Annotated in this window: 13 protein-coding genes; 11 read left to right on the top strand and 2 right to left on the bottom strand. The window is 59.3% G+C overall.

The annotated features are described in order from the left end of the window. Positions 1–35: 35 nt before the first annotated feature. Positions 36–2,090 carry a lytic transglycosylase domain-containing protein gene (locus tag GA0061101_RS00995; protein WP_092572834.1) on the bottom strand — a complete coding sequence of 685 codons (2,055 nt, stop codon included), beginning with the start codon at positions 2,088–2,090 and terminating at the stop codon, positions 36–38. A 216-nt stretch (positions 2,091–2,306) separates the two neighbouring features. Here GA0061101_RS00995 and dapA point away from each other — a divergent pair, with 216 nt between their 5' ends. Then, the gene (gene dapA / locus GA0061101_RS00990; protein WP_047552772.1) at positions 2,307–3,191 is read left to right on the top strand and encodes a 4-hydroxy-tetrahydrodipicolinate synthase; all 885 of its coding nucleotides are present in this window, start codon (positions 2,307–2,309) and stop codon (positions 3,189–3,191) included. A 139-nt stretch (positions 3,192–3,330) separates the two neighbouring features. After that, the gene (gene smpB, locus GA0061101_RS00985) at positions 3,331–3,810 is read left to right on the top strand and encodes an SsrA-binding protein SmpB (RefSeq protein ID WP_034507847.1); all 480 of its coding nucleotides are present in this window, start codon (positions 3,331–3,333) and stop codon (positions 3,808–3,810) included. A 72-nt stretch (positions 3,811–3,882) separates the two neighbouring features. Here smpB and GA0061101_RS00980 read toward each other — a convergent pair whose 3' ends face one another. Further along, positions 3,883–4,470 (bottom strand): LabA-like NYN domain-containing protein, encoded by a 588-nt coding sequence (locus GA0061101_RS00980; RefSeq protein ID WP_037193857.1) that lies wholly within the window; start codon positions 4,468–4,470, stop codon positions 3,883–3,885. 310 nt (positions 4,471–4,780) lie between these two features. Here GA0061101_RS00980 and rpoZ point away from each other — a divergent pair, with 310 nt between their 5' ends. The 9 genes from rpoZ (at position 4,781) to GA0061101_RS00935 (ending at position 12,493) form a co-directional block, all read left to right on the top strand. Then, entirely contained in the window at positions 4,781–5,182 is a 402-nt protein-coding gene (gene rpoZ / locus GA0061101_RS00975) for a DNA-directed RNA polymerase subunit omega (protein WP_034507844.1), read from the top strand. Positions 5,183–5,282: 100 nt separating this feature from the next. Further along, positions 5,283–7,511 carry a RelA/SpoT family protein gene (locus GA0061101_RS00970; protein ID WP_037193859.1) on the top strand — a complete coding sequence of 743 codons (2,229 nt, stop codon included), beginning with the start codon at positions 5,283–5,285 and terminating at the stop codon, positions 7,509–7,511. Between the two features lie 192 nt (positions 7,512–7,703). Next, positions 7,704–7,853, top strand: a complete 150-nt coding sequence (locus GA0061101_RS00965) for a DUF3563 family protein (RefSeq protein WP_080739544.1) — start codon at positions 7,704–7,706, stop codon at positions 7,851–7,853. A 221-nt stretch (positions 7,854–8,074) separates the two neighbouring features. Further along, on the top strand, positions 8,075–8,665 hold the full coding sequence (locus tag GA0061101_RS00960) for a DUF2062 domain-containing protein (protein ID WP_047552780.1): 591 nt from the start codon (positions 8,075–8,077) through the stop codon (positions 8,663–8,665). Between the two features lie 40 nt (positions 8,666–8,705). Then, the gene (gene acpS / locus GA0061101_RS00955; protein ID WP_092572833.1) at positions 8,706–9,110 is read left to right on the top strand and encodes a holo-ACP synthase; all 405 of its coding nucleotides are present in this window, start codon (positions 8,706–8,708) and stop codon (positions 9,108–9,110) included. 115 nt (positions 9,111–9,225) lie between these two features. Then, on the top strand, positions 9,226–9,972 hold the full coding sequence (gene lepB, locus GA0061101_RS00950; RefSeq protein ID WP_037193866.1) for a signal peptidase I: 747 nt from the start codon (positions 9,226–9,228) through the stop codon (positions 9,970–9,972). After that, positions 9,969–10,688: a ribonuclease III gene (gene rnc, locus GA0061101_RS00945; protein ID WP_092572832.1), complete on the top strand. Its 720-nt coding sequence runs from the start codon at positions 9,969–9,971 to the stop codon at positions 10,686–10,688. The genes lepB and rnc overlap by 4 nt, the downstream gene beginning before the upstream one ends. 22 nt (positions 10,689–10,710) lie before the next feature. Beyond that, positions 10,711–11,655, top strand: coding sequence for a GTPase Era (gene era / locus GA0061101_RS00940; protein ID WP_037193870.1), 945 nt, complete (start codon positions 10,711–10,713; stop codon positions 11,653–11,655). Positions 11,656–11,740: 85 nt separating this feature from the next. Further along, positions 11,741–12,493 carry a Crp/Fnr family transcriptional regulator gene (locus tag GA0061101_RS00935; protein ID WP_037193873.1) on the top strand — a complete coding sequence of 251 codons (753 nt, stop codon included), beginning with the start codon at positions 11,741–11,743 and terminating at the stop codon, positions 12,491–12,493. The last annotated feature ends 216 nt before the right edge of the window (positions 12,494–12,709 follow it).

The following is a 12,709-nucleotide window of genomic DNA, read 5'->3' as shown; positions in this document are numbered from 1 at the left end:
TCCGCAGCATGCACAACCGTGGTTGTGGCTTCGGCTTAGCCGCGACCGCTGACGAGATCGTGCACGATGTCGGTCTTTTGTCCGAGGCGTGCCTTGTAGACCTGATAGTTCTCCATCACCCGTTGGACATAGTTGCGGGTTTCGGGGAAGGGGATGCGTTCGATCCAGTCGATGACATCGTCCAGCGACTTGCCGCGTGGATCGCCATAGCGGCTGATCCATTCCGGAACCTTGTTCGGACCGGCATTGTAGGCGATGAAGGTGAGGATATAGGAACCGCCGAACGTGTCGATCTGCTCGCCGAGATAGTGGGCGCCGAGTGTCGCGTTATAGCCGGCATCCTGCGTCAGCTTATCGGCGGAATAGGCCATGCCGTGTCGGCCGGCGACGGCCTTCGCCGTCTTCGGCAAAAGCTGCAGCAGGCCGCGCGCATTGGCCGAGGAGACGGCAGCCGGATTGAAGGCGCTCTCCTGCCGGGCGATGGCATAGGCAAGCGCCTTGCCGGAGCCGGAAATATTGGCATTGTTCGGAATGACGCCGATCGGGAAGGCCAGTGCCGCCACATCGACGCCGCGGCCATAGGCGATCTTGCCGACCTGCAGCGAAAGCTGATGGTTGCCCGAGCGCTCGGCCTGCGCCGCCAGCATGGCGATCTCGCCTGGGCTTTGCAATTGCTTCGCTAGCGCCCGGTAGAGTGCCTCGGCGCGCCAGCCATGTCCCGCCGCCTCCAGACGCGAAATGGCCTGCACGGACTCGCGTGCCTGGAAGCGTTGCCGGTCCTCGGTCGAAGGCGATGGATAGGAGACATTCAACGTCTGCCGGCCAAGTTTCTCTGCCGCAAGCTGGCCGTAGAATGTGCTCGGGTAGGAAGCAGCTTTGGCATAGAAATCGCCGGCCTTGCCTGGTCCGCCGCCTTCGGCCGCACGGCCGAGCCAGTACCAGGCGCGAGACTGCGAGATCGGTCCATTCGAAACCTGCAGGATCTTGCGGAAATGCATTGCCGCGGTTACGCCGTCCTGCAGGCCGCGCAATGCATACCAGCCGGCGTGGAATTCGGCCTCGCCGACATCCTGCGGGCTTTCCGCAACATTGGCGTCGACGACGCCATAGGCGGCCTTGAACTCACCCTGATCCACCAGCCCGCGGCTGACGATGCGTTGTTCGTTCCACCATTGGCCGGGATCGACGAGCACGCTGCGGTCGCGCGGCATCTGCGCCAGAAGGTTGGCGGCATCGTCATATTTGTTCTGGCGGCGGAGGTTTTCGATCCGCATGAAAAGATAGGCCGGGTCCTTGCGCCATTGCGCATCCATCGCTGCAATCAACCCATCGGCCTTGGCTGAGTGATCATTGACCGCTGCCCACGCTTTGTAGAGCGATTGGGCCTTCCCGAGATCGCCGAAGCGCTTCGCTTGCGCGGTGCGATCGCGGTAAAGCAGATAGTCCATGCGCGCCTTGTGATCGGCAGGCGACAGCAGGCCGGAGAATTCCGCGAGGATCTTGTCCTCGAAAGGCTTGTCCAATGCTTCGTTACGCCAGATCTTGCGGATCAGCTTGGCAGCTTGCGCCGAGTTGCCGCGCGCGACGAGCGCGCGTGACAGGATCACCGAACCTTCGACGGTTTCCGGCTGGGTGTTGCCGAATGCGGCAAGGATTTGATCCGTCGGCGGATTTTCGGTGTAGAGCGCCCGTTCCGAGTTGCCGCGCAGGCTGCCGAGTCCAGGCCAGCCGACAAGCTCGCGGGCGGCGGCGGCAATCTCGCCGGAGGGAATGCCCGGCTGACCCGACGTGGCGATCGCCCAGGTCAGAATATGGCGGTCGAGCGTGCCTTCGCCCAAGCCGTTGCGAATGGCAAGCGCCTGCATGGGGTTCTTGTTGGAGAGTGCGTCGAGGCCGGCCTTCAGGTCGCCGCTCACGGGTGCAACGGCAGGGCCGCGCGGGATCGAGGCGGTGCTCATCGGATCGGGCATCGCCATGGCCACATCGGCGCCGTCGCGGGTCGATGTCTGTTCACCGGGAAGCTGCGAGGCAAAAGCGCCCCATGCGACCGCCAAGCCTACAGCGGTCCAGATCGTGACAGGTCTCTTCATCCGGCTACTCACAAAACTATCAGGCCCCTTCCATTTGCCAAATGCTATATTAACGAAACCTTACCGGGGTCCGAATTTCAATCAATTATCATATCGGAAACTGCCCTTCACCATTCAAAGCGTGCTTGTCGCCGTCAAGCCGGCGCTTTATGGTGCGCGGATTCATAACCATGGATTGCGGCTGAAGCATGAAAGCAGCGCCGCTAGGAGACTTGCATGTTCCAGGGGTCCATTCCCGCACTCGTTACGCCCTTTACTGACGCCGGCAAGGTGGATGAGGCTTCCTTCGCCTCACATGTCGACTGGCAGATAAAAGAGGGTAGCAGCGGCTTGGTGCCTGTGGGCACGACGGGTGAATCGCCGACCCTGTCGCATGAGGAGCACAAGCGAGTCGTCGAGCTCTGCATCGAGGTGGCGAACAAGCGTGTTCCGGTCATGGCGGGTGCCGGCTCGAACAACACGCGCGAAGCGGTCGAGCTTGCCCAGCATGCCGAGAAGGTCGGTGCCAACGCGGTTCTCGTCGTCACGCCCTATTACAACAAGCCGACGCAGAAGGGCCTCTATGCTCATTTTGCTGCCGTCGCGGAGGCGGTGAAACTGCCGATCTACATCTACAATATTCCGGGTCGGTCAGTTGTTGACATGACGCCGGAGACGATGGGCGCGCTTGCCAAGGCCTACGCCAATATCGTCGGGGTGAAGGACGCGACCGGCAAGATCGAGCGTGTCTCCGAGCAGCGCATCACCTGCGGCCGTGATTTCCGCCAGCTTTCCGGCGAGGATGCAACGGCACTCGGCTTCAATGCCCATGGCGGTGTCGGCTGCATTTCGGTAACGGCCAATGTTGCGCCGCGCCTTTGCGCCGAACTTCAGGCGGCGACGCTCGCCGGCGACTACGCCAAGGCTCTGGAATATCAGGATCGCCTGATGCCGCTGCACAAGGCCATCTTTATTGAACCGGGACTTTGCGGCGCTAAATACGGTCTCTCGCGCCTCGGCCGCATGAGCCGCAACGTCCGCTCGCCGCTGCTCTCGACCTTGGAGCCGGGTACGGAGGCGGCAATCGATGCGGCAATGCGCCATGCCGGCCTGCTGAACTGAGCGTATAGCAAGCGTATCGCTGGAATCTCCGCCGGGCCGCTCTCTTCACAAGGAGGGCGGTCTCGCCTATTTAGGGTACAGGAACTTGGCGCGCCGACGGCTGCCGCCGGAATGACATAAGAAAAGAAGAAGAAAAATCATGGCCCCCAAAGGCAGCCAACGCGTAGTCAACAAGATAGTGGCGGAAAACCGCAAGGCCCGCTTCAACTACGAGATCATCGATACCTATGAGGCAGGGATCGTGCTGATGGGCACGGAGGTCAAGTCCTTGCGCGAAGGCAAGGCCAACATCGCCGAATCCTACGCTTCGGACGAAGGTGGCGAGATCTGGCTCATCAATTCCTATCTGCCGGAATATCTGCAGGCGAACCGCTTCAATCACGAGCCGCGGCGCCGCCGTAAATTGCTGCTTTCCAGCCGCGAGATCGGCCGGCTGCGCTCCGCCATCAATCGCGAGGGCATGACGCTGGTCCCGTTGAAGATCTATTTCAACGACAACGGCCGCGCAAAGCTGGAACTGGCCCTCGCCAAGGGTAAGAAGCTGCACGACAAGCGCGAATCCGAGAAGGAGCGCGATTGGAATCGGCAGAAGAGCCGGCTGTTGAAGGACAACCGGTAAGGGCGGCGGCAGGCCAGCGCGGGGCATAGGTCAGGCATGGCCGACAGGTTGCCGGCGAAAACCTTGCCGGCTCTATTGCTCGTCGGCATCCGTTTGCGCATGGCTTACCTCGGCCGAACGCTGAGGGCGCTCCGACGGTTCGCGTCCGATTTCAGCTTTCAAGGACACGAGATCGATGAAATGATCAGCCTGACGACGCAGGTCGTCGGCGATCATCGGAGGCTGGGTTGCCATGGTCGAGATGACCGAGACCTTGCGGCCACGGCGCTGCAGCGCTTCCACCAGGGTGGTGAAATCGCCGTCTCCGGAGAAGATCACCAGATGGTCGACGGTTTCCGATTGCTCCATGGCGTCGATCGCCAACTCGATGTCCATGTTGCCCTTGATCTTGCGGCGTCCCATGGAATCGGTGAATTCCTTGGCCGGCTTGGTGACGACCTTGTAGCCGTTATAATCAAGCCAATCGATCAGCGGGCGGATCGAGGAGTATTCCTGGTCTTCGATAAGCGCCGTGTAATAATAGGCACGCAGCAGATATCCGCGTTTCTGAAATGCTTTCAGAAGCTTACGATAGTCGATATCGAAGCCGAGGCTCTTCGATGCAGCGTAAAGATTGGCGCCGTCTATAAAAAGGGCAATTTTTTCGCGTGGGTCAAACATCGCTTACATATCCACTGTTACAAAAATGCATTATTTTTTCAAAGTGAAGCTAAAACAAGGCCTTGTATGGCATTGCAGAATAATTCGTATTACTTTATGAATTATTCATATAATCGAGATTTAGGGCACGAAAGGCGATATTCCAAGCAATCTTAGGTAGAACTAGCTATTTGTCTAGGGGAATTTTAGCACCTTCTGGGATGGCGCGAGAGCACTCAAACAGGAAAAACTTGAATTTGCCTTCGTTTGCTTGTATCGGCGTGTCTACTCCGAGACATGATGACGACATCACGACCGCAAAGGACAGGCAATGGCCCGTGTCACAGTAGAAGATTGCATTGATAAAGTTGAGAACCGGTTCGAGCTCGTGCTGCTCGCCAGCCACCGCGCCCGCCTGATTTCGCAGGGCTCCTCGATCACGATCGATCGCGACAACGACAAGAATCCCGTCGTTGCGCTGCGCGAAATCGCCGACGAGACCCTGTCTCCGGACGATCTCAAGGAAGACCTGATCCACTCGCTGCAGAAGCATGTCGAGATCGACGAGCCCGAGCCGGATCCGGCAAGCCTGCTGGCGACCGGCGGCGCTTCCGCCTCCAGCGACGAGGAAGAAGATCTCCCGGAAGCCGTTACTTTCGACCAGATGTCGGAAGAAGAGCTTCTGGCGGGCATCGAAGGCCTGGTTCCGCCGGAAAAAAGCGACGATTACTGATCGTCGAGCTTGATGCTCCGGGCAGGAGCGATATGATGAGGGGATGCGTGCGCCGGTCATATGACTGGCGCGCTTTTGTTTTGGCGGGAGTAGCTTTGGAATGATGCGGCAATACGAGCTTGTTGAGCGCGTGCAGAAATACAAGCCCGATGCCAACGAAGCTCTGCTAAACAAGGCCTATGTTTATGCGATGCAGAAGCATGGCCAGCAGAAACGTGCCAGCGGCGATCCCTATATTTCCCATCCTCTCGAAGTTGCTGCCATTCTGACGGACATGCGTCTGGACGAGTCGACCATCGCGGTCGCTCTCCTTCATGATACGATCGAGGATACGACGGCGACGCGCGCCGAGATCGACGAATTGTTCGGCGAGGATATCGGCCGTCTGGTCGAAGGCCTGACCAAGATCAAGAAGCTCGATCTCGTCACCAAGAAGGCGAAGCAGGCGGAAAACCTGCGCAAGCTGCTGCTCGCCATTTCCGACGACGTCCGCGTGCTTCTGGTGAAACTCGCCGATCGCCTGCACAATATGCGGACGCTCGATCACATGTCGCCGGAAAAGCGCGCCCGCATTTCCGAAGAGACGATGGAAATCTATGCGCCGCTTGCCGGCCGCATGGGCATGCAGGATATGCGCGAGGAGTTGGAGGAGCTTTCCTTCCGCCACATCAATCCCGAGGCGCACGATACCGTCACCAAGCGCCTGGAAGAGCTGTCGCGGCGCAACGAAGGCCTGGTCAAGAAGATCGAGACCGAACTGCGTGACCTGCTGGTCGCCAACGGCCTTGCCAATGCCATGGTCAAGGGCCGGCTGAAAAAGCCCTATTCGGTCTTCCGTAAGATGCAGTCGAAGTCGCTGTCCTTCGAGCAGCTTTCAGACATTTACGGTTTCCGTCTTCTCGTCGACGATATTCCGTCCTGCTACCGCGCGCTCGGCATCGTGCATACGCGCTGGCGCGTCGTTCCGGGCCGCTTCAAGGACTATATCTCGACGCCGAAGCAGAATGACTACCGCTCGCTGCACACGACGATCGTCGGCCCCTCCAGTCAGCGCATCGAACTGCAGATTCGCACCAAGCGCATGCATGAGATCGCCGAATTCGGCATTGCCGCCCACACGCTCTACAAGGACGGCACCAGCACCAGTACCGGCAACAACGGCGACGGCGAGCTCCTGTCGCGCGAAAGCAATGCCTACTCCTGGTTGCGTCATACCATCGAGGCGCTGGCCGAGGGCGACAGCCCGGAAGAGTTCCTCGAGCATACGAAGCTCGAGCTGTTCCAGGATCAGGTCTTCTGCTTCACGCCCAAGGGCAAGCTGATTGCCTTGCCGCGCGGCGCCACGCCGATCGACTTTGCCTATGCCGTCCACACGAATATCGGCGACACCACGGTCGGGGCCAAGATCAACGGCCGCATCATGCCGCTGGTCACGCGGCTGACCAACGGCGATGAGGTCGAGATCATCCGCTCCGGCGTGCAGGTGCCGCCGGCCGCCTGGGAAGAGATCGTCGTGACCGGCAAGGCACGCGCCGCCATTCGCCGCGCCACCCGGCTTGCCATTCGCAAGCAATATGCCGGCCTCGGCCATCGCATTCTGGAGCGTACCTTCGAGCGTGCCGGCAAGGTCTTCTCGCGGGAAGCATTGAAGCCTGCCCTGCATCGTCTCGGCCAGAAGGATGTCGAGGATGCCATTGCTGCGGTCGGGCGAGGGGAAATGTCGTCGCTCGACGTTCTGCGCGCCGTCTATCCCGACCACCAGGACGAACGCGTGACCGTCAAGCCCGCCGGCGACGAGGGCTGGTTCAATGTTCACAGTGCCGCTGGGATGATCTTCAAGATCCCCGGCAAGAACAAGGCCGATCTCGCCGACGGCGCCGATGCGCCGCCGATCCGTGGCCTGGCAGCCAATGTCGAAGTGCATTTCGCACCGACGGGCGCCGTGCCCGGCGACCGCATTGTCGGTATCATGGAAAAGGGCAAGGGCATCACCATATATCCGATCCAGTCGCCGATCCTGCAACGGTTCGACGATGAGCCGGAACGGTGGATCGATGTGCGCTGGGATCTGGACGAGGCCAACAAATCCCGTTTTACCGCCCGTGTCCTCATCAACGCGCTGAATGAACCCGGGACGCTCGCCAAGGTCGCGCAGACCGTTGCCGATATCGACGTGAACATCCGCATCCTCAACACGGTTCGCGTTGCCGCCGATTTCACCGAGATGGCGTTGGATGTCGAGGTCTGGGATCTGCGTCAGCTCAACCAGCTTCTCGTGCAGCTCAAGGAACTTGATTGCATCGCGACGGTGAAGCGGCTTTACGAGTGACATCGGCCGCCGCCGCTGTCGATCCAGTGCAGGCTGCATATTTTGTGATCATTTTATGACCAAATTCGAGCGGCTTTCTGGATAGGTATGCACTGAACGCATTGCTGTGTCTATTTTAGAGCGGTGGTAATTGACCTCCGTCCAGCCTATCTTCTGGTCATCGAAGAAACGAAACAAAGATGAGAGAAGACAATGTTTAGCCCGATCAAGAAATTCGCCCGCGCCCTGCGTGTTCCGAGTGTTGAAGAACGCGAAATGGCTTATCTGAACGGCTCGCACGACCGTTTTGACCTTGAATATCGTCAGCGTCAGGTCGACCGCGGTCTGTTCCGCCAGCGTTAATAGCTGTTAATACTTTAAAGACCAGGAGGGGCGCGCCATTGTTGCGCCCTTGGAGCAGTCGCCAACTTGCGATAATGCTTCCAGAAAATGTCAGGGCGTTCTCTTTCCTGCCCCTGAACAGGTGACGCTCCCAAAAAGGGCCGCACTTTCGGTTCTTAATCAGCGCGTGATATGCTTGGCCGGTCTTGTCATGACGGCCCCCAGTGCACTAGATAAGCCGCATGCTGTTTCGTCGCCGAAAACCACTGACACTGAAAGAAAAACTGCGGGAGCACATTTGGCCCCGCAAGGGTTTCCTTCGTTCGTTCCAATATTTTGGTAAGCGTCTCGTCCGCCTTGCCGCCTCGCCGCACTCGGTTGCGGCCGGTTTTGCGGCGGGTATCGTCGTGTCCTGGACGCCGTTCATCGGCGTGCACTTTGTGATGGCGATCATCATCGCCTATCTGATCGGCGGCAACGTCATCGCCTCCGCCCTCGGCTGCCTGGCAGCCGGCAATCCTATTACCTACCCCTTCATCTGGGCCTTCACCTGGGAAATCGGCCATCTGATCCTGGCGCGCGACAGCGGCGGTCAGGGCGGTGGCAGCATCGATCTGCCGGCGTTGTGGCACAAGGGCGATCTCCTGCAGATTTGGGACCCGGTTTTGAAGCCGATGCTGATCGGCGGCATTCCCCCGGCGATCGTTTCGGGCGTGATCGTCTACGCTCTGACCTATTATGGCGTGAAGACCTTCAAGACGCGCCGCAAGGAGCGCCTGATGGAGCGTGCCCGCGAGCGCCTGGCGCTTGTCGACAACGCGTCGAGCGTTTGACGAAGCCTGACTGCGCCCCGGCCGGCTGGAGGGCCTTCTCATGATCATCGGGATAGGCAGCGATCTCATCGATATCCGCCGCGTCGAAAAGACGATAGAGCGCTTCGGCGTCCGCTTCACGGAGCGCTGTTTCACCGACATAGAGCGGGCCAAGTCCGAGCGCCGCAAGAACAAGGCCGCCTCCTATGCCAAGCGCTTTGCCGCCAAGGAGGCCTGCTCCAAGGCGTTGGGCACCGGTCTGGCGCAGGGTGTCTTCTGGCGCGACATGGGCGTCGTCAATCTGCCGAGCGGCAAGCCGACGATGCAGTTGACCGGCGGGGCAGCCGAAAGGCTGGCCGCCATGCTGCCGGCAAATCATCGCGCCGCCATTCATTTGACGATAACGGATGATTTTCCTCTTGCTCAGGCCTTTGTGATCATCGAGGCGCTGCCGATGGACGGCTGAATCGCCACCGGATGTCGCTTTTGGCACCGGTGCCATTGCCGCCGCGATATGAAGCGGGTAGAGAGTGCCTGAATGGAAGTTGCGCCGGTGGGGTGCGAAAAAGGAATAAGACTGCGTGTCCGAGAAAGCCGTAAAACAGCAGAACGCCCTGTGGGAAAACATCAAGGTCATCGTTCAGGCGCTTGTCCTGGCCATGATCATCCGCACGGTTCTATTTCAGCCATTCACCATTCCGTCCGGTTCGATGATGCCGACGCTGCTGGTCGGCGACTATATCTTCGTCAACAAGTTCGCCTATGGCTACTCGAAGTATTCGCTGCCGTTCTCGCCGGACGTGTTCAGCGGCCGTATCCTCGGCAGCGAACCGAAGCGCGGCGACGTCGTGGTTTTCCGCTTCCCGCCGAATCCGGATGTCGACTATATCAAGCGTGTCATCGGGTTGCCCGGCGACCGCATCCAGGTGAAGAACGATATTCTTTATATCAATGGCCAGGCCGTGCCGCGTGAGCCGCATGGCACGTTCTCGTCGGATTACAGCCAGGAGCCGGGCGACAATATCCCCGTCTACAGCGAGCGGCTGTCGGATACGGGCAAGGTCTACGACACGCTGGATCTTTCGCCTAACTCGCGCGGTGACAATACCCAGGAATACGTCGTCCCGGCTGGGCACTACTTCATGATGGGTGATAATCGCGACAATTCCGACGACAGTCGCTTCGATGTCGGCTATGTGCCGGCTGAGAACCTGATCGGCCGCGCCAGCATCATCTTCTTCTCGCTTGGGCACGACACGTCGTTCCGCGAGATCTGGAAATGGCCGACCAACATGCGTTGGGATCGCCTCTTCAAGGTTGTCGAATGACGAAAGTGCAGACGCTTTCGCAGGCGGATCGTGCCAAACTTGAATCTGCGATAGGCTACGAATTCGCCGAAAGGGAACGCCTCGATTGGGCGCTGACGCATGCCAGCGCCCGCACGCAAAAGACTGATAACTACGAGCGGCTGGAATTTCTCGGCGACCGGGTTCTTGGCCTGTGCATCGCCGAGCTGCTGTTCAAGACGTTCGGGACGGCGACCGAAGGCGAGCTTTCGGTGCGCCTCAATCAGTTGGTCAGCGCCGATACCTGCGCCGAAGTCGCCGATGAAATGCAGCTGCATCTCTATATCCGCACCGGCGCCGACGTGAAGAAGCTGACCGGGAAGCGCATGCTCAATGTGCGTGCCGATGTCGTCGAAAGCCTGATTGCAGCGCTTTATCTGGATGGCGGCCTCGAAGTGGCCCGCAAGTTCATTCTGCGTTATTGGGAGCGCCGCGCGATTCGGCCCGATGGCGCAAGGCGCGACGCGAAGACGGAATTGCAGGAATGGGCGCATGCGAAATTCGGCGTCACCCCGGTCTACAGGGTTGATGATCGCAGCGGACCGGATCATGATCCCCGCTTCACGGTGACCGTGGAAGTGGCGGGAACGGCGCCCGAGACAGGAATAGAACGCTCCAAACGCGCGGCTGAACAGGTTGCGGCGACGCGGATCTTGGAGCGCGAAGGTATATGGCAGCCTCAGTCGACTGAGAAATGACTGCCTGGAAACGACGGAAAAGATGACCAATCAGCAAGACACGCCCGCCGACGACGGCGCGGTTGAACAGACCGGTCCGACCCATTCGGGTTTTGTGGCCCTCATCGGCCCGACCAATGCCGGCAAGTCGACGCTGCTCAACCGGCTCGTCGGCGCCAAGGTTTCGATCGTCAGCCATAAGGTGCAGACCACGCGCGCGATCGTTCGCGGCATCGCCATCCACAACAATGCGCAGATCGTTTTCATGGATACGCCCGGCATCTTCAAGCCGCGCCGCCGTCTCGACCGCGCCATGGTGACGTCCGCCTGGGGCGGCGCCAAGGATGCCGATCTCATCATGCTGCTGATCGACAGCGAGCGGGGATTGCGCGGTGACGCCGAGGCCATTCTCGAAGGGCTGAAGGAGGTTTTTCAGCCGAAGATCCTCGTTCTCAACAAGATCGATCGTGTCCGCCGCGAGGACCTGCTGGCGCTTGCCGCCGCTGCCAATGAGAAGATCGCCTTCACGCAGACCTTCATGGTATCGGCCGAAAACGGCTCCGGTTGCGACGATGTTATGGACTATCTGGCAAAGACCCTGCCGGAAGGGCCTTGGTATTATCCGGAGGATCAGATCTCGGATCTGCCGATGCGTCAGCTCGCCGCCGAAATTACCCGTGAAAAACTGTTCCTGCGGCTCCACCAGGAGCTCCCTTACGCCTCGCATGTCGAGACGGAAAAGTGGGAAGAGCGCAAGGATGGCTCTGTTCGTATCGAGCAGGTGATCTACGTCGAGCGCGAAAGTCAGAAGAAGATTGCGCTCGGCAAGGGCGGTGAAGCGATCAAATCGATCTCCACCGCATCGCGCAAGGAACTCTCCGCGATCCTGGAGCAGCCCGTGCATCTCTTCCTCTTCGTGAAGGTGCGCGAGAACTGGGGAGACGACCCCGAGCGCTTCCGGGAGATGGGGCTGGACTTCCCGCGTTGATGGAACTTTGCTTCGCTGAGTGCTTTATATTGCAGCAGCTTATCGGGCTTGCCGCTTGAGCTGATGCAACTCAGGGAGGCGATCCATGGCGAAGGCCGCGACGATGCATGGGCAACGAACGCCATGCCAACAATGTCCGTTGAGGTCTCTCCCGCATTTTCGCGAATTCGACCGCGATGAGCTGAATTTCATCAGCAGTTTCAAGAAGGGCGAGCTTCTCGTCGACGCGGGCGCCACGATTTTCCTCGAAGGTGCGCACAGCGCCCACCTCTTCACGATCCTGTCCGGCTGGGGTTTCCGTTACAAGACGCTCGAGGACGGCCGCCGGCAGATTCTCAACTATGTCATGCCTGGCGATCTCGTTGGCTTGCAGGGCTCGATCATGGGAGAGATGCAGCACTCCACCGAAGCGCTTTCGCCGATATCGCTCTGTGTTTTTGAACGCACGGAATTGATGACGCTCTACAATTCCCATCCGCCTCTTGCCTTCGATCTGACCTGGATTGCGGCCCGGGAAGAGCGAATACTGGATGAGCATCTGCTGAGCATCGGACGCCGGTCGGCAATCGAGCGAGCAGCCTATCTGATCGCCTACCTGTATCAGCGCGCCAGCGCCCTTCGGCTGTTCAATGGCAGCAAAGTCATTCCGATCACGCAGCAGCATGTGGCCGACACACTCGGCCTTTCCGTTGTCCATACCAATAAGACATTGAAAAAACTGGCCGAACGCGGGCTGATTCTCTGGCAGGAGCGCGGATGCAACGTTCTGGACGTGAAAAAGCTCGCCGAAATCGCCGGTTGGGACGGGCTTGATTCGGGCAAGCGGCCCTTCATTTGAAGGCAATTCATTTCGTCGGCGACATGTCTTTTTTAAATGTCGGCGGCAACTGTATCAGCATAGATTACTATCACCGTCACTTTTCGACCAGTTTCACCTTTTACTAACCCCGGCAGCAGAAGCGATTGGAGCATGTTGACGAGCCCATAGTGCCGCATTGCAAAAAGTGCGAAGCGGTTGAGAGGCGAGGTCATGTCACAAGGGACCGAGCCAGCA

The sequence above is a fragment of the Martinezella lusitana genome, assembly GCF_900094565.1.
GTDB lineage: Bacteria > Pseudomonadota > Alphaproteobacteria > Rhizobiales > Rhizobiaceae > Rhizobium > Rhizobium lusitanum.
This window is presented reverse-complemented; position numbering and strand designations above follow the sequence as displayed.